Annotated in this window: 16 protein-coding genes; 10 read left to right on the top strand and 6 right to left on the bottom strand. The window is 64.4% G+C overall.

Annotation, left to right across the window (positions count from 1 at the left end; translation table 11 throughout):
* Nucleotides 1–112 precede the first annotated feature (112 nt).
* From pimD to I6F36_RS13060, 6 genes are all read left to right on the top strand, one after another.
* Entirely contained in the window at nt 113–1,255 is a 1,143-nt protein-coding gene (gene pimD / locus I6F36_RS13085; RefSeq protein WP_225126441.1) for a pimeloyl-CoA dehydrogenase small subunit, read from the top strand.
* Between the two features lie 143 nt (nt 1,256–1,398).
* Nucleotides 1,399–2,172, top strand: coding sequence for an SDR family NAD(P)-dependent oxidoreductase (locus tag I6F36_RS13080; RefSeq protein WP_225171551.1), 774 nt, complete (start codon nt 1,399–1,401; stop codon nt 2,170–2,172).
* A 377-nt stretch (nt 2,173–2,549) separates the two neighbouring features.
* Entirely contained in the window at nt 2,550–4,055 is a 1,506-nt protein-coding gene (glpK, locus tag I6F36_RS13075) for a glycerol kinase GlpK (protein ID WP_225126440.1), read from the top strand.
* Between the two features lie 269 nt (nt 4,056–4,324).
* Nucleotides 4,325–4,918 carry an N-acetyltransferase gene (locus I6F36_RS13070; protein ID WP_225171550.1) on the top strand — a complete coding sequence of 198 codons (594 nt, stop codon included), beginning with the start codon at nt 4,325–4,327 and terminating at the stop codon, nt 4,916–4,918.
* Between the two features lie 144 nt (nt 4,919–5,062).
* Nucleotides 5,063–5,488, top strand: coding sequence for a nucleoside 2-deoxyribosyltransferase (locus tag I6F36_RS13065; RefSeq protein WP_225171549.1), 426 nt, complete (start codon nt 5,063–5,065; stop codon nt 5,486–5,488).
* Between the two features lie 35 nt (nt 5,489–5,523).
* Complete coding sequence (locus tag I6F36_RS13060; protein ID WP_225171548.1) at nt 5,524–5,700, top strand: hypothetical protein; 177 nt, start codon at nt 5,524–5,526, stop codon at nt 5,698–5,700.
* Here I6F36_RS13060 and I6F36_RS13055 read toward each other — a convergent pair.
* Both I6F36_RS13055 and I6F36_RS13050 read right to left on the bottom strand, forming a co-directional pair.
* Nucleotides 5,697–6,116 (bottom strand): DUF6636 domain-containing protein, encoded by a 420-nt coding sequence (locus I6F36_RS13055; protein WP_109142415.1) that lies wholly within the window; start codon nt 6,114–6,116, stop codon nt 5,697–5,699. The two genes, I6F36_RS13060 and I6F36_RS13055, sit on opposite strands and share 4 nt — an antisense overlap.
* Nucleotides 6,117–6,127: 11 nt before the next feature.
* Complete coding sequence (locus I6F36_RS13050) at nt 6,128–7,111, bottom strand: threonine/serine dehydratase (RefSeq protein WP_225126437.1); 984 nt, start codon at nt 7,109–7,111, stop codon at nt 6,128–6,130.
* Between the two features lie 27 nt (nt 7,112–7,138).
* Here I6F36_RS13050 and I6F36_RS13045 point away from each other — a divergent pair, with 27 nt between their 5' ends.
* Entirely contained in the window at nt 7,139–7,441 is a 303-nt protein-coding gene (locus tag I6F36_RS13045) for a helix-turn-helix transcriptional regulator (RefSeq protein WP_036021541.1), read from the top strand.
* 140 nt (nt 7,442–7,581) lie between these two features.
* Nucleotides 7,582–8,211: a glutathione S-transferase family protein gene (locus I6F36_RS13040; RefSeq protein WP_225126436.1), complete on the top strand. Its 630-nt coding sequence runs from the start codon at nt 7,582–7,584 to the stop codon at nt 8,209–8,211.
* Between the two features lie 282 nt (nt 8,212–8,493).
* Here the strand turns inward: I6F36_RS13040 and metH are convergent, their stop codons facing one another.
* Nucleotides 8,494–12,336, bottom strand: a complete 3,843-nt coding sequence (gene metH, locus I6F36_RS13035) for a methionine synthase (RefSeq protein ID WP_225171547.1) — start codon at nt 12,334–12,336, stop codon at nt 8,494–8,496.
* A gap of 6 nt (nt 12,337–12,342) precedes the next feature.
* Complete coding sequence (gene metF / locus I6F36_RS13030) at nt 12,343–13,263, bottom strand: methylenetetrahydrofolate reductase [NAD(P)H] (RefSeq protein ID WP_225171546.1); 921 nt, start codon at nt 13,261–13,263, stop codon at nt 12,343–12,345.
* A 373-nt stretch (nt 13,264–13,636) separates the two neighbouring features.
* On the opposite strand from metF, the gene I6F36_RS13025 reads away from it, so the two are divergent.
* Entirely contained in the window at nt 13,637–14,650 is a 1,014-nt protein-coding gene (locus I6F36_RS13025; RefSeq protein ID WP_036021573.1) for an LLM class flavin-dependent oxidoreductase, read from the top strand.
* A 186-nt stretch (nt 14,651–14,836) separates the two neighbouring features.
* Here I6F36_RS13025 and I6F36_RS13020 read toward each other — a convergent pair whose 3' ends face one another.
* Nucleotides 14,837–15,694 carry a prephenate dehydratase gene (locus tag I6F36_RS13020; protein WP_057028168.1) on the bottom strand — a complete coding sequence of 286 codons (858 nt, stop codon included), beginning with the start codon at nt 15,692–15,694 and terminating at the stop codon, nt 14,837–14,839.
* 21 nt (nt 15,695–15,715) lie between these two features.
* Nucleotides 15,716–16,456 carry a 3-deoxy-manno-octulosonate cytidylyltransferase gene (locus I6F36_RS13015; protein ID WP_035998024.1) on the bottom strand — a complete coding sequence of 247 codons (741 nt, stop codon included), beginning with the start codon at nt 16,454–16,456 and terminating at the stop codon, nt 15,716–15,718.
* A gap of 231 nt (nt 16,457–16,687) precedes the next feature.
* On the opposite strand from I6F36_RS13015, the gene I6F36_RS13010 reads away from it, so the two are divergent.
* Nucleotides 16,688–17,242, top strand: coding sequence for a cytochrome c family protein (locus I6F36_RS13010; RefSeq protein WP_057028167.1), 555 nt, complete (start codon nt 16,688–16,690; stop codon nt 17,240–17,242).
* Nucleotides 17,243–17,396: the final 154 nt, after the last annotated feature.

Below are 17,396 nucleotides of genomic sequence, written 5' to 3'. Positions count from 1 at the left end.
AGTCGCGAACCCGGAATCCATAACCCCGATCGGGAGTATGGATCCCGGGCTCGCGCTACGCGCGCCCCGGGATGACGAAGCCAAATAAGTCCGGGTACGAGGAACCAAAGAAATGGATTTTGATCTGTCCGAGGAGCAGCGGCTTCTCAAGGAAAGCATCGACGGCCTGCTGACCGATTCCTACGATTTCGAGCAGCGCAAGAAGTACATGGCGGAGAAGGGCGGCTGGAGCAAAACGGTCTGGCTCAAGCTCGCCGAGCAGGGACTTTTGGGCCTGCCCTTCAGCGAGGCTGACGGCGGCTTCGGCGGCGGCGGTGTCGAGACCATGATCGTGATGGAAGCGCTCGGGAAGGCGCTGGTGCTCGAGCCCTATCTGGCGACGGTGGTGATCGGCGGCGGCTTCCTGCGTCATGCCGGCACCGATGCGCAGAAGGCCGCGCACGTGCCCGGCATCATCGACGGCAGCAAGACGCTGGCCTTCGCCCAGCTCGAGAAGAACTCGCGCTACGATCTGTTCGACGTCGCCACGACCGCGAAGAAGAAGGGCGATGCCTACGTGATCGACGGCGAGAAGTTCGTCGTGCTGAACGGCGAGAACGCCGACACGCTTCTAGTCACCGCGCGCACCAAGGGCGACCGCCGCGACAAGTCAGGCATCGGCGTGTTCCTGGTCCCCGCCAATGCCAAGGGCGTCGCGAAAAAGTCCTATCCGACCCAGGACGGCCTGCACGCCGCCGACATCACCTTCACCGGTGTCGAGGTCGGTCCCGACGGCGTGCTCGGCAATCCCGAGGATTCACTCGCACTGATCGAGCGCGTGGTGGACGAAGCCCGCGTCGCGCTCTGCGCCGAGGCGGTCGGCCTGATGGACGAATCGCTCAAGACCACGGTCGAGTACATCAAGACGCGCAAACAGTTCGGCGTCGCGATCGGCTCGTTCCAGTCGCTGCAGCACCGCGCCTCCGACATGTTCGTCGCCACCGAGCAGGCGCGCTCGATGTCGATGTTCGCGACCATGGCGAACGACTTCGAGGACGCCAAGGAGCGCAGCAACGCGATCGCCGCGGCCAAGGTGCAGATCGGCAAGTCGCTGAAATTCGTCGGCCAGCAGTCGATCCAGCTCCACGGCGGCATCGGCATGACCATGGAGGCCAAGATCGGCCACTACTTCAAGCGCCTCACCATGATCGAGAACACCTTTGGCGACACCGACTACCACCAGCGCCGCGTCGCGGATGCGGGCGGGTTGATCTGACCTGTCATCCCGGGGCGCGCGAAGCGCGAGCCCGGGATCCATCGGGCGGCAATACGTGCGGTGAAATGGATTCTCAGATGCGCAATTGCGCATCGTAGTTCGCGCTATGCGCGCCCCGGAATGACCAGGAGGAGGCAACAACAATGAAGAACACCCCGTTCGATCTCACCGGCAAGGTCGCCGTGGTCACCGGCTCCAGCCGCGGCATCGGCCGCTCCTCCGCCGAGTTGCTCGCCAAGTTAGGCGCCAAGGTGGTTGTCTCCTCGCGCAAGGCCGACGCTTGCAAGGAAGTCGCCGACGGCATCAATGCCGCTGGCGGCGATGCCATCGTCATTCCCTGCAACATCGCGCGCAAGAACGAGGTCGAGGCGCTGATCGCGGGCGCGACGAAGCATTACGGCAAGATCGACATTCTCGTCTGCAACGCCGCCGTGAATCCCTATTACGGCCCGCTGCTCGAAATCACCGACGAAGCCTTCGAAAAGATCATGGGCTCGAACGTCAAGAGCAACATCTGGCTCTCCGCGCTCGCGATCCCGCAAATGGCCGAGCGCGGCAAGGGCTCGGTGATCATCATCTCCTCGATCGGGGGCCTGCGCGGCTCCACCGTGATTGGCGCCTACGGCATCTCCAAGGCCGCCGACTTCGCGCTGTGCCGTTCGCTCGCCGGCGAATGGGGTCCGAAAGGCGTCCGCGTCAACTGCATCGCGCCCGGCCTGGTCAAGACCGACTTCGCCCGCGCGCTCTGGGAAGACGAAGCCAATCTGAAGCGCCGCACCGCCACCACGCCGCTCCGCCGCATCGGCGAGCCCGACGAAATCGCCGGCGCCGTCGCCTACCTCGCCTCCGACGCCTCGAGCTTCATGACCGGCCAAACCATCGTCATCGACGGCGGCGTGACGACGGCGGCGGTGTAGGGTTCTTCCCCTCTCCCCTTGCGGGAGAGGGTGGCATAGGCGGCCTTCGGCCGCCGTTCTCAAGAACGCCGATGCTTCGCATCGGCTATGGCGAAGCGGCGAGACGGGTGAGGGGTATCCCTCCGCACGTGACTCTTTTGCGGCTGTGTTCGCCGAAGCATACCCCTCATCCGGCGCCGTAGCCGAAGCCTTGCTTCGGCGTTCTTGAGAACGGCGGCCGACGGCCGCCTATGCCACCTTCTCCCACAAGGGGAGAAGGAAGGGCAGCGGCCCCCACTGATCCAAACCTTGACCTTCTGCCTCCAATCCGCTCCCTTTGGCGCGACACAATGACCCCTCCAGGGAAGACGCCCAAAGAAAACGCCAAGGTATCCGCCATGTCTTTCGTCCTCGCCATCGACCAGGGCACCACCTCCTCGCGCGCGATCGTGTTTCGCGGCGATATTTCCATCGCGGCGAAGGCGCAGGCCGAGTTTCCGCAGCACTTTCCGGCCTCGGGTTGGGTCGAGCACGAACCGGAGGACATCTGGACCTCGACCGTGATGGTCTGCCGCGAGGCGATCGAGCACGCCGGCATCAGCGCAAAGGATATCGCCGCGATCGGCATCACCAACCAGCGCGAGACCACCGTGGTGTGGGATCGCGCGACGGGGCAGGCCGTGCACCGCGCCATCGTCTGGCAGGACCGCCGCACCGCCGACATCTGCGCGAAGCTCAAGGCCGACGGCCGCGAGCCCGTGATCTCTGAGAAGACCGGCCTGATCATCGATCCCTATTTCTCCGGAACGAAAGTCGCCTGGATCCTCGATCACGTCCCCGGTGCCCGCGCCCGCGCCGCGCGCGGCGAACTGATGTTCGGCACCATCGATTGCTATCTGCTCTGGCGCCTCACCGGCGGCAAGGTGCACGCCACCGACGCCACCAACGCCTCGCGCACGCTGCTGTTCAACATCCACACCGGCGCGTGGGACGACGAGCTCCTGGAGATCATCGGCGTGCCACGCTCGATGCTGCCCGAGGTGAAGGATTCCTCCGCCCGCTTCGGCGAGAGCACGCCGGACCTGTTCGGCGGCCCCATCGTCATCGCCGGCATCGCCGGCGACCAGCAGGCCGCCACCATCGGCCAGGCCTGCTTCCGCCCGGGCATGATGAAGTCGACCTACGGCACCGGTTGTTTCGCGCTGCTCAACACCGGCACCACGCCCGTCGTCTCCAAGAACAAGCTGCTCACCACCGTCGCCTATCAGCTCGATGGCAAACGCACCTACGCGCTGGAAGGCTCGATCTTCGTCGCCGGCTCCGCCGTGCAATGGCTGCGCGACGGCCTCGGCATCATCAAGCATGCCGCCGAAACCGGACCGCTTGCCGATCAGTCGGACTCCATGCAGAGCGTCTACCTGGTCCCCGCCTTCGTCGGCATGGGCGCGCCCTATTGGAATCCGCGCGTCCGCGGCGCGCTGTTCGGCCTCACCCGCAACACCGGCCCCGCCGAGCTCGCCCATGCCGCGCTGGAAAGCGTCTGCTACCAGACCTTCGATCTCTGGGCCGCAATGCGCGCGGACTGGCCGAGTTCGGAAACCGCAAGCGTCGTGCTCCGCGTCGACGGGGGCATGACCGCCTCCGACTGGACCATGCAGCGCCTCGCCGATCTCCTGGATGCCCCGGTCGACCGCCCCGTGATCCAGGAGACCACCGCGCTGGGCGCCGCCTATCTCGCCGGCCTCCAGGCGGGCGTCTATCCCGAGCCGACCAAATTCGCCGACAATTGGCGTCTGGAGCACCGCTTCAAGCCGAACATGAGCCAGGCCACGCGCGAGCGGAAGCTCGCGGGTTGGGCGCGCGCGGTAAAGGGCGTGCTGGCGAGCGACGAGGGGGAGGGGTAGCGGCAAATGTCGTAGCCCGGATGGAGCGCAGCGTAATCCGGGTCCGCTGTCGATGGTGGCACAAATCCCGGATTGCGCTGCGCTCCATCCGGGCTACACCACCGCCTCTACACCGTCATTGCGAGGAGCTCTTGCGACGAAGCAATCCAGACTGCCTCTGCGGAAAGATCCTGGATTGCTTCGCTGCGCTCGCAATGACGGAGTGTGGCGCTGCTGTGGTGCCTCAAACGGCGCCGCCCGCTAACCGCTAACAAAAGAAGAAACGAAGCATGATCGTCCCCGACGGCTATTCCGACGTCCCGAACGGCAAGATCGCCGCAATCGTCACCCATCTGGAGATGACTGCACCGCCCGCGCGCCGCGATGATCCGCCCGGCGCCTGGACCTTGCGCAAGGTCGATGCCCCCGCGCTTCCCTGGTACCGCGATCTCTTCCGCCGCGTCGGCGAGGGCTGGCTGTGGTTCTCGCGCGCGCGCATGACCGACGCCGAGCTCGCCGCGATCATCCATGCGCCTGGAATCGAGGTCTATGCCCTCGTCCTCGACGGCCGAGACGAAGGCCTGCTCGAGCTCGACTTCCGCGAGCCCGGCCAGTGCGAACTGACCTATTTCGGCGTCACCGCTGGCCTCATCGGCACCGGCGCCGCCCGCTTCCTGATGAACCGCGCGCTGGAGCGCGCCTGGTCGCGCGACGTCCGCCGCGTCTGGGTCCACACCTGCACGCTCGACCATCCCTCCGCCGTCGCGTTCTATCAACGCTCCGGCTTCCGCGCGTTTCGCCGCCAGATCGAAGTGGCGGATGATCCGCGGCTTGATGGCACGGCGCCGCGCGATGCGGCGAAGCACGTGCCGACCATTGAATAGGACGGACAGCTATAACATCTCAAATTACCTTCAACCTTCAGGCGCTATCTCGCTCCTCGCGGCCCTCTGCTGCGTTGCAGGATTCGTACAAGGCTACGAATAGTTGTATGATCCTATCGATTTCTCAAGCGAGCGATTCGAAGAATGAAGATTTTTTATGCTTATCCATCGTCGTTGGCGGAAGTGATGCAAGCCATTAAGGGGGCCGGCCGCCTAGTTGCCCAGCGAGGCAATGACATACATCTGCATCTTTGGATCGAGAATGACATAGCCGGACGGCCGCTTACTGACCCCATCTTCGAGCAAATTCACGGCTGCGATGTTCTGTTTGCTGATGTTACGACAGTGAACTTCAATGTCACCTTTGAACTCGGATACGCGATCGGGCTCGGCAAACGCGTCTTTGTGACGAGGAATGGCAATTTCCGCCGAGAAGTCGAAACAATCGATAAGATCGGCATATTCGATACTCTTGGTTTTGAGCCATACTGGGGAGTGAGACCGCTCTTCTCTATCATTTTATTGGTGAGGGCGATCGGTTCGACAGAAAGAAGTTGGGCGAAATCCTGAGAGGAGCTGGTACGTCCGAGGAGAAGATCGACTCCGTGATCGAATATCTTCTCTACTACGGCTTCCTTGGCATCAAAACAGGCGCAGAAAATACGCGCTACATATTTGACGTCGGTTATGACATGAGACTGTTCAAGACCTTGATTTCTAAGAATGAAGGCACAGTGGGTTATATTCTCAATCCTGCTTTCTTTCCTGCGCTAAATCTCTAGAACACCTCCTGCTTCCCCCGCGCCAGCGAAAAACCCCGCTGCATCGCATTGAAGCACGTCAATCCCGTCTGCTCCGACCGGCACGTGAATCCCCCGCGCTGCCACACCTCGCCATAGGCCAGCACCGGCAGTGAGGGGTCCATCACGGTGTCGCCGGCGCAGATGCGGCTTGCTGCGCCCTTCGCGCTCATCTCGAAGGCGTGGCCCCAGTCGAGCTCGCAATCGGCGGGCCGGCGCGGGCGCACGTCCATGTTCATGATGTCGCAGCGGAGCACGCCCTGTCCGTTGTCGGTGAAGAACTGGCAGGCGATGTTCTTCGACGGCGTCAGAAAGCCGATCGGGCGGTCCTGCGCGTGGGCGGCGCCGATCATCGGCAGCAGGATCGCCATCAGGACCAGTCCGCGCGGTCGCGTCATGTCATTCCCGCTCAGCTCTCGAAAGTCACCGCCGTCGTGTTTGCCCCGCAGACCAGAACTGCGACGCGCTCGGTAGGTGAGGGACGATAGCGGCCGGAGAGCACCGCGGCAAATGCAGCTGCGCCGCCGGGCTCGGCCACGAGGCGCAAGTGCGACCACAGCGCAGCCTGCGCCTGCCGGATCGCATCGTCGCTGACCAGGACGACGCGCTCGACATTTGCCCGCGCGACCGGAAACATCAGCTCGCCGACACGCCGCGGCGCAAGGCTGTCGGCGGCGATGCCGCCGGCCGGCGCATCGACCGGTGCACCCGCCTCGAACGCGGCGTGCAGGGTCGGCGATTGCTCCGGCTCGACCGCGACGATGCGTGTCCGGCCGCCGTACCACGCCGCAATGCCGCCGATCAGCCCGCCGCCGCCGACCGCCACCAGCAGCGTGTCGATGCCGGGCGCATCCTGCTCAAGCTCCAGCCCGACGCTGCCCTGGCCGAGCAGGGTTTCGGCTTGATCGTAGGCATGGACGGCCAGCGCGCCGGTCTGCGCGACATGCGCCTCGCTCGCGGCGAGCGCATCGGCGTAGCGGCTGCCGGCGATCACGAGCTTTGCGCCATAGGTCCTGATCCGCTCGGCCTTGGCCGGCGAGGTGATGTCGGGCACGAAGATCGTGGCGGGAATGCCGAGCCGATGCGCGGCATAGGCAACGGCGGCGCCGTGATTGCCGCCGGACGCGGCGACCACACCGGCCTGCGGCACCTGCCGCAGCAGCAGATTGGCGAAGGCGCCGCGCGCCTTGAACGATCCGGAATGCTGCAGCATCTCGAGCTTGAACGTGACCGGCGCGGCCGGCAGGCCGAAATCGGCGAGGTCGGCCTGAACAAGCGGCGTGCGCCTGATATGCGGACGGATGACCGGCTCGGTCGCCGCAATCCGCTCCCGTGTGATGTCCATTGTCGCTGTCATGATGCCGTCCAGGATAACCCAACTGAGAGTTGACATCAATTAGGTAATTAGCAAAATGGCTAAATGAAATTTGCCGTCGCCCTGCGCGCGCTCGCTAACGAACGCCGCCTGCAGATCCTGGAATGGCTGCGAGATCCGCGGAAGCATTTTCGCGAGCAGGAAGACGGCGACCTGGTCGAGGACGGTGTCTGCGGATTGCTGATCGCCGAAAAGCTCGGGGTCAGCGCGCCGACATTGAGCGAGCACATGCGGGTGCTGACGGCAGCCAAGCTGGTGCGCGCCAAGCGGATCAAGCAGTGGACGATGTACAAGCGCAACGAGACCGCCATTGCCGCGATCAAGCGCTCGATCCAGGACGGCCTTTGAGCGTGGTGCGCGGTGAGGCCGTCGCGGGTCGTTGCAGCCGGCGCAATGCTCCGTTTCCGAGATATTTGTTGCGCCGCGCCGAGCTGGTCGTGGAGACTGATCGGCCCTGCCTTGTTCAATGATAGAGAAGAGCGAGAACCATGTTCCTGATCGGCCAATATGATTCCCCCTTCGTCCGCCGCGTCGCGATTGCGCTCCGGCTTTACGGGCTCGCCTTCGAGCACAGGCCATGGTCGACCTTCGGCGATGCCGACAAGATCGCGCCGTACAATCCGCTCCGCCGCGTGCCGACCTTGGTGCTCGACGACGGTGAGGCTTTGATCGAGAGCACGATCATCCTCGATTATCTCGATGACCTCGTCGGCGCGGACAGGGCCATGCTGCCGCGCGGCGGCACCGAGCGGCGCAAGCATTTGCGCATCTGCGCGCTCGCTTCCGGCCTCGGCGACAAGGCGGTGAGCCTGCTCTACGAGCGCGTGCTGCGGAAGGAGCAGCTCGCGCTGTGGGTCGAGCGTTGCCAGGCGCAGATCGCGGACGTGCTGAAAGTGCTCGAGGCCGAGCGCGCCAAGGTGACGACGCCGTATTGGCTGGGCGACCGCATCGGCCACGCCGACGTTGCCGTCGCCTGTGTCGTCCGCTTCACCCGCGAAGCGCATCCGCAGCTGTTCGATGCCGCGCGCTATCCGGCGCTCGCGGCCCATAGCGAGCGTTGCGAGGCACTGGCGCCGTTCAAGGAGATCGTGCAGCCGCTGTCCCCGCCGAAGGGGTGAAGCGCTCTGTCATTCCGGGGCGCGCGAAGCGCGAGCCCGGAATCCGTGCAGCGGATGATGTGGAGCAATGGATTCCGGGCTCGCGCCAAGAGGCGCGCCCCGGAATGACAGCGCGGGGCCTGGCGAGAGTATCGGACGGCCACCGCAGTCGATGATGCAATAATACCCCTGTTTTGCCCGACGCCGCAACCGTGTTTTCGGCAAGTCAGAAAACGTCAAGCCTTTTCAACCCCATCGCTACTGTGCATGGGGTTGTTTTTCACGTTTGTGTTTCGGCGGCGTCTACCCCGCGCCGGCGCGCTTCTTCTGCCAGACCAAGTGCACCGCGCAGGTGCAGCCCGGCGGATGCGAGGCGAGGTCTTTCGGCATTTCGTCGTTCGCCGGCGTGGCGGCGAAGGGCTTGTCCTGCGACGGGATGTAGTTCAGCACCGGCGCGAGCCAGCGCTCGGCTTCGGCCACGCTCATGCCCTTGCGCGCGGCGTAGTCCTCGACCTGGTCGCGCTCGATCTTGCCGACGCCGAAATAATAGCTTTCGGGGCTGGCAAAATAGAGGCCGGAGACGGACGAGCCCGGCCACATCGCAAAGCTCTCGGTCAGCTTCACGCCGGCGGTCGCCTCCGCATCGAGCAGCTCGAACAGCGTCGCCTTCTCGGTATGATCGGGCTGCGCGGGATAGCCGGGCGCGGGGCGGATTCCGGAGTACTTCTCCAGGATCAGCTCCTCGTTGGAGAGCGCCTCATCCGGTGCATAGGCCCAGAACTCGCGGCGGACGCGGGCGTGCATGCGTTCGGCAAAGGCCTCGGCGAGGCGGTCGGCCAGCGCCTTGCATAGGATCGATGAGTAATCGTCGTTGGCCATCTTGAAGCGGTCGGCGACCGCGTCTTCGCCGATCCCTGCGGTGACGACGAAGCCGCCGATGTAATCGGGCACGCCGGCAGGCGCGATGAAGTCGGAGAGCGCAGCGTTGAAGCGGCCCTCGCGCTTCTCCAGCTGCTGGCGCAGCGTGTGCAGCGTCGCGATGCTCTTGGTCCTGTTATCGTCGGCATAGAGCACGATGTCGTCACCTTGCGCGTTCGCCGGCCAGAAGCCGATCGTCGCCCGCGCCCGGAACCACTTCTCCTTGACGATCGTGTCGAGCATCTTGCGCGCATCGTCATAGAGCGAGCGCGCGACCTCGCCGACCTTGGAATCGTCGAGGATGGCGGGGAAGCGTCCGGCGAGCTCCCAGGTCTGGAAGAACGGCGTCCAGTCGATGCAGTCGACGAGCTCGGCGAGATCGTAATCGTCGAAGCTCTTGGTGCCAAGGAAAGTCGGCTTCACCGGCTTGCTCTTGGCGAAATCGACCGGCACGCGGTTGGCGCGGGCATCAGCGAGCTTCAGCCGCTTCTTGTCGGCCTGCGCGCGCAGATGCGCCTCCGAGATCTTGGCGTATTCGGCCCGCACCTCGGCCGCATAGGCCTCGCGCTTCTCCGGCGAGAGCAGCGCGGAGGCGACGCCGACCGCGCGGCTGGCGTCGTTGACATGCACGACGGGACCGGCGCGATAGCTCGGGTCGATCTTGACGGCCGTATGCACGCGGCTGGTGGTGGCGCCGCCGATCAGGAGCGGCAGCCTCAAGCCTTCGCGCTGCAACTCGCCGGCGAAGAACGCCATCTCGTCGAGCGAGGGTGTGATCAGGCCTGACAGCCCGACGATGTCGGCCTTCTCAGCTTTCACGGTCTCGACGATCTTTGCCGCCGGCACCATCACGCCAAGATCGATCACCTCGAAATTGTTGCACTGGAGCACGATGCCGACGATGTTCTTGCCGATGTCGTGGACGTCGCCCTTCACCGTCGCGAGCACGATCTTGCCGGCGGACGAGGAGCCCTCGGTGCCGATGCCGCTCGCAAGATTGCGCGCCTTCTCCTCCTCCATGAACGGCATGAGGTAAGCGACGGCCTGCTTCATGACGCGGGCAGACTTCACCACCTGGGGCAAAAACATCTTGCCGTCGCCGAAGAGATCGCCGACCACGTTCATGCCGGCCATCAGCGGGCCCTCGATGACGTCGAGCGGGCGCGAGGATTTCTTGCGGGCCTCCTCGGTGTCCTGCTCGATGAACTCGGTGATGCCGTGCACCAGCGAATGCGACAGCCGCTTCTCCACCGGCCATTCGCGCCAGGCGAGATCGGCTTCCTTGCTTTCCGTCTTCTTGCCGCGGAATTTCTCGGCGAGCGCGAGCAGCCGCTCGGAGGCGCCCGGATCGCGGTTGAGGACGACGTCCTCGCACACTTGCCGCAGCTCGGGATCGATGTCGTCATAGACGATCATCTGCCCGGCATTGACGATCCCCATATCCATGCCGGCCTTGATGGCGTGATACAGGAACACCGAGTGCATGGCCTCGCGCACCGGCTCGTTGCCGCGGAACGAGAACGACAAGTTGGAGACGCCGCCCGAGACATGCGCGCCCGGCAGGTTCTGCCGGATCCAGCGCGTCGCCTCGATGAAGTCGACGCCGTAATTGTTGTGCTCCTCGAGGCCGGTCGCGATCGCGAAGATGTTCGGATCGAAGATGATGTCTTCCGGCGGGAAGCCGACCTTGTTCACCAGGATGTCGTAGGCGCGCTTGCAGATCTCGGTCTTGCGCGCGAACGTGTCGGCCTGGCCGACCTCGTCGAACGCCATCACGACAACGGCCGCGCCGTGGCGACGGGCGATCTTGGCCTCAAGGATGAACTTCTCCTCGCCTTCCTTCATCGAGATCGAGTTGACGACCGGCTTGCCCTGCACGCATTTCAGGCCGGCCTCGATCACCGAGAATTTCGAGGAATCGACCATCACAGGCACGCGCGCGATGTCGGGCTCGGCGGCGACGAGGTTGAGGAAGGTCACCATCGCCGCTTCGGAATCGAGCAGGCCCTCGTCCATGTTGACGTCGATGATCTGGGCCCCGTTCTCGACCTGATCGCGCGCGACCTGGAGCGCGGCGGTGTAGTCGCCAGCGGTGATCAGCTTGCGGAAGCGGGCCGAGCCCGTGACGTTGGTGCGTTCGCCGACGTTCACGAATGGGATTGCATCCGTCAGCACGAACGGCTCGAGGCCGGAGAGTCGCAGGCGCGGGGTGATCTCCGGCACGATGCGCGGCTTGTGCGGGGCCACTGCCGCAGCAATCGCCGCGATATGGTCCGGGGTCGTACCGCAGCAGCCGCCGACGATGTTGACGAGGCCGTCGCGCGCGAACTCGCCGATCAGCCGCGCCATGTATTCGGGCGTCTCGTCATACTGGCCGAACTCGTTCGGCAAGCCGGCATTGGGATAGGCGCAGACCAGCGTGTCGGCGACGCGGCCGATATCGGCGATATGCGCGCGCAGGTCTTCCGCGCCGAGCGCGCAGTTGAAGCCGATGGTGATGGGCTTGGCGTGCCGCACCGAATTCCAGAACGCTTCCGGCATCTGGCCCGACAGCAGGCGGCCGGATTTGTCGGTGATGGTGCCCGACACCATCACGGGCACGTCGATGCCGAGCTCTTCGGTGATCTCGGCGATCGCATAGAGCGCCGCCTTGGCGTTGAGTGTGTCGAAGATGGTCTCGACCAGCAGGAGGTCGACGCCGCCGTCGATCAGCCCGCGGATCTGCTCGCCATAGGACTTGCGCAGATCGTCGAAGGTGACGGCGCGGTAGCCGGGATTGGACACATCGGGCGAGATCGAGGCCGTGCGGTTGGTGGGGCCGATGGCGCCGGCGACGAAGCGCGGCTTGCCGTCCTCGGCTTCGACGCGCCGTGCGGCATTGCCGGCGAGGCGGGCGCCTTCACGCGCCATCTCGTAGACGATGTCGGTGAGGTCGTAATCGGCCTGCGCGATCGAGGTCGTCGAGAACGTATTGGTCGCGACGATGTCGGCGCCGGCGCGCAAATAGGCGGCGTGGATGTCCTCGATCGCCTGCGGCTGGGTCAGGATCAACAAATCGTTGTTGCCGCGCAGGTCGCGATGGAAGTTCTTGAAGCGCTCGCCGCGGAAGGCTTTCTCGTCGAGCTGCAGGTTCTGAATCATCGTGCCCATGGCGCCGTCGAGCACCAGGATGCGCTCGCGCGCGGCGTTCAGAAGGGCAGTTCGCTTCGGAGAGACGGTCACGGTCATGTTCTCTTACGCCGCCTTCTGCGCGCTCTTGGCGCGAATGCCGAGCAAATGGCTGATCGCGAACACGAGATCGGCGCGGTTCATGGTGTAGAAATGGAAGGTGTCGACGCCGTGCTTGGCGAGCTTCTGCACCTGGCCGGCCGCAACGGTCGCGGCCACCAGCTTGCGCGTCTCGGCATCGTCATCGAGGCCCTCGAACTTCGCCGCGAACCAGTCGGGCACCGTGGTGCCGGCACGGGTCACGAAATTGCGCGCCTGCTTGAAATTGTGCATGGGCATGATGCCCGGCACGATCGGGATGTCGATGCCGCGCGCACGCACGCGGTCGAGATAGCGGAAGTAGAGATCGTTGTCGAAGAACACCTGCGTAATCGCGCGTGTCGCGCCGGCGTCGACCTTGGCCTTAAGCGTGTCGATATCGGCATCGAAGTCGCGCGCTTCGGGGTGCTTCTCGGGATAGGCAGAGACCGAGATCTCGATGTCGCCGTGCCGCTTCTTGATCCCGGCGACGAGCTCGGCCGAGCTCTGATAACCCTCGGGATGGCTCGAATAGGGCGTGCCGATGCCGCCGACGGGATCGCCGCGCAAGGCCACGATGTGGCGGACGCCGACCTCGTGATAGCGGTCGACGATCTCGTCGATCTCGCCGCGCGAAGCGCCGACGCAGGTCAGATGCGCCGCCGGCAGCAGCGCGGTCTCTTTCAGGATGCGCGTGATGGTCGAATGGGTGCGCTCGCGGGTCGAGCCGCCGGCGCCATAGGTCACCGAGACGAACTTCGGCTCGAGCGGGGCCAGCCGGTTGATGGTCTCCCAAAGATTGCGCTCCATCTCTTCCGTCTTCGGCGGAAAGAACTCGAAGGAGATCGCAGCTCGCTTCAGGTGCCTGTCCTGCCGGTCGGCTGTTGCAGGCGTCGTCAGGTCAGTCATGGCGCCACTCACTCCAATGTCAGGCCGGCAATCGGGGTCTAGCCTCGGAGAGCTAAAATACGGCAAAGGCCCCTTGATCGACAGCCCATCATGCATGGGAAGTTGCCCATTCAGGTGCAGTTTGATGGGTCATTCTTGCGAATCATGTTTTGGGTGGGAAACGCGCTGCATAACATAATGTGTTGAATTTTCAGATATTATCTATCGTGAGCCATCTTTCATGAACGATTTTCTTGGTGGGCAGACCAAAACCGTCTGCAAAGTAGCGGCGGTTGTCCCAACTCCAGCCGCTGGCGTGCCCGCCCGTCCGTACACGTCAGGCCTGCGCAGCCTGCCATTGCCGCCGCGACCGCCTCCATTAGGTTAAGCCGCCATGATCCCGCTCTCCGTCCTCGACCTCTCCGTCGTCACATCAGGCACCAAGCCCGCCGCGGCGCTGCGCAACAGCATCGATTTGGCGCGTCACGTGGATGGCCTCGGCTATGTCCGCTACTGGCTCGCCGAGCATCACAATCTCGCCTCCGTCGCGAGCCCCGCGCCCGACCTGATGATCGGCCAGATCGCGGCGGTGACGAAGCACCTCCGCGTCGGTTCCGGCGGGGTGATGCTGCCCAACCATGCGCCGCTGGTCGTCGCTGAGCGCTTCAAGATGCTGGAGGCGCTATTTCCGGGCCGGATCGATCTCGGTCTCGGCCGCGCGCCGGGCACCGATGGTGCGACGGCTTACGCGCTCAGGAGCCGGCTCGACCGCCGCGAGGGCGACGATTTCCTGGAGCGGCTGCACGAGTTGATCCTGTGGGAGACGCGCGAATTCCCCGCGGGGCACCCCTACAACAACGTCGTCGCAATGCCCGACGACACCAGACTGCCGCCTATCTGGCTGCTCGGCTCCAGCGATTATTCCTCGGAATTGGCCGCCCAGGTCGGCATGGGCTTCGCCTTCGCCCATCATTTCGCGTCCCACGACGCGATCGATGCGATGGTGCATTACCGCAATCGCTTTCAACCCTCGGCCTGGCGTGCGAGCCCACATGCCATTCTCGCGGTCGCCGTCATTGCGGCCGATACCGACGAGGAGGCCGAAAGGCTCGCCTCGTCCTTCGACCTCAACCGTCTTCGCCGCGACCGCGGTCAATATCTGCCGCTGCCGAGCGTCGAGGAGGCGATGGCCTATCCGTATACGGACGCCGAGCGCACCTCGATCCTGCGCAACCGCTCGCGCCTGTTCGTCGGCAGTCCCGCGACGGTGCAGAAGAAGCTGCAGCCGCTGATCTACGCAAGCAAGCCGGACGAGCTGATGGTGATCACGGCGGTGTATGACCACGCGGCGCGAAAGAAGTCGTATTCGCTGCTGGCGGAGGCATTCGGGCTCAGAGCGGCGGGGTAGCTTACCCTCCCCTGGAGGGGGCGGGTCGATTGCGCGCAGCGCGAGCGGGGTGATCTCTCCACTCGGGCAGTATTCGACGTGGAGAGACCGTCACCCCACCCCGCAACGCATTGCGCTGCGCTCCATACGTAGCGACCCACGGGCGAGCTGCGCTCGTCCCGGACTCCTCCAGGGTAGGGTGAGGGATCAATCCTGCACTTCGCTGAACGTGGCGCGGAACGGATGGCCCGGATATACGCCGACGATGCGGAATTCGCGCGAGAAGAATTTCAGCTCCTCGATGGCGAAGGCGAGGCCCTTGTCATCGGGATGGCCGTCGACGTCGGCATAGAACTGCGTAGCGAAGAAATTGCCGTCGACCATGTAGCTCTCGAGCTTGGTCATGTTGACGCCGTTGGTGGCGAAGCCGCCGAGCGCCTTGTAGAGCGCCGCCGGCAAATTGCGCACCCGGAAAACAAAAGTCGTGACGAGCGGCCCGGCGCCTTGGGGCGCCCATTTCGGCTCGCGCGCCAGTACCACGAAGCGCGTGGTGTTGTGGGCCTCGTCCTCGATGTCCTCGGCGAGGATGTCGAGACCGTAGATCTTTGCAGCAAGGCGCGAGGCGATCGCGGCCACCGTCTTGTCCTTGCGCTCCGAGATGTCGCGGGCGCTGCCGGCGGTATCGGCATGCACGATCGGCTTGATGCCGAGCTTGCGGATGATGCGCCGGCACTGGCCGAGCGCATGCACATGGCTCTCGACGCTCTTGATGTCTTCGAGCTTGGTGCCCTTCACGGCCATCAGCTGATGCCGGACCGGCAGAAACCATTCGCCGACGATGAAGAGGCCGGACGCCGGCAGGAGGTGATGGATGTCGGCGACGCGGCCGGCGACCGAATTCTCGATCGGGATCATGCCGAGATCGGCCTCGCCCGACGAGATCGCCGACAGCGCGTCTTCGAATGTGGCGCAGGGCATCGGTTCGGCGTCGGGATAGGCCTCGACGATGGCGATGTGGGAATTGGCGCCAGGCTCGCCCTGGAATGCGATCTTCATCTTGCTCATGCTCGGCCTTGTAGCAGCGGCTCAGGATTTGGAAAGGATGCTGCGCGCGGTCTCGAGGTCCGCCGGCGTATCGACCCCGCGGGGCACGGTGTCGACGATGGTGAAATCGATGCGCATTCCGGCCTCAAGCGCCCGGAGCTGCTCGAGCTTCTCCTGCAATTCCAGCGGAGACGGCGGAAGAGAGACGTAGCGCTCCAGCGCGGCGCGGCGAAAGGCATAGAGGCCGATATGGTGATAACGCGGTCCGTCGCCGGTCGGGGCGGTCGCGCGGGTGAAATAAAGTGCGCGCATCCGCCTGCCGCCAACCGAGGTTCCGATCGCCTTCACCACGCTTGGGGCGAGATCCTCTTCCTCGGTGTGGATCCGCGAGGCCAGCGTCGCGATGTCCACGGCCGGGTCTTGCAGCGGCGGCAGCACCTCGCGGATGTTGTCGATCGTGATGGTCGGGAAATCCCCCTGGACATTGACCACGATCTCGGCCTTGCCCTCGGGATCGAGCTTCTGCATGGCCTCGTGGATACGGTCCGAGCCGGAGGGGTGGTCGCCGCGGGTCATCACGGCCTCGCCGCCATGGGCGGTCACGACCGAAGCGATCTCGTCGGTGTCGGTGGCCACCGCGACCCTGCCGATTGCGGCGGCCTCGGCACGGCGCAGCACATGCACGATCATCGGCAATCCCGCGATATCGGCGAGCGGCTTGCCGGGCAGGCGGGTGGCGGCCATGCGAGCCGGGATCAGCACCAGGATGCGGGGATCGATCATCGGGTTCAAAGGTCTGAGGTCAAGAGCCTGAAAACGGAGCGTTTTCCGCACCGGGACATGGGATGGGGACGGGCCTGAAGCCGGGTCGCTTATACGGGTTGCCAGACCCCGGGCAAACCGATATCTCAATGGCAAAACTCGGGGAAACAATAAGGAACGTTTGATTCTCCGAGGCTCGTCCTGCGGCCATCCGGGCCGCTGTTTCCTTCTTGCGGTGGGGCCTGGCCGGAAATGGACTCTTTCGAACTCAACAAGATTCTCGGCGCCGTGTTCGGCACCTGTCTCTTCCTGCTGGTGACGAGCTTCACCGCGAGCGCGCTGTTCTCTCCCAAGATGCCGGAAAAGCCGGGCTTCGAGATCGCGGTCAAGCAAGATGCCGGCTCCGGCAAGGAGGGCGCCGCTGCCGCCGCATCGTCCGAACCGATCGAAAAGCTGCTCCAAACCGCCTCCGTCGAGAAGGGCTCCGCGGCCGCCAAGAAGTGTGGCGCCTGCCACACCTTCGAGAAGGGCGGCCCGAACCGAGTCGGTCCGAACCTCTATGGCGTCGTTGGCGAGCCCAAGGGCCAGGGCCGTGGTGGCTTCAACTTCTCGGCCGCCATAAAGGCCAAGGGTGGCAACTGGAGCTTCGACGACCTCAACAAGTTCCTCGCCAATCCGAAGGGCTTCATTCCGGGCACCGCGATGGGCTTTGCCGGTGTTGCCAAGGATTCCGAGCGTGCCGATATCATCGCCTATCTGAATTCGCAGTCGGAGAAACCTCAGCCGCTTCCGACGGCGTCAAAATAAGGTCCCAAGAACCGGCGCTCGAATACGGCCAGGCTGAAAAGTCTGGCCGTTTCCTTATCCGGGCCTCGCGGCGACGTTATCGGGGCGTTTGGCCGCATCCGATAGGCCGGCCGGGCTTCCAAGATGAGGAAAAAGCAACATATTCGGTCGAAAC

It is taken from the genome of Bradyrhizobium sp. BRP19 (genome assembly GCF_020194195.1).
In the GTDB taxonomy this organism is placed as follows: Bacteria; Pseudomonadota; Alphaproteobacteria; order Rhizobiales; family Xanthobacteraceae; genus Bradyrhizobium; species Bradyrhizobium yuanmingense.
This window is presented reverse-complemented; position numbering and strand designations above follow the sequence as displayed.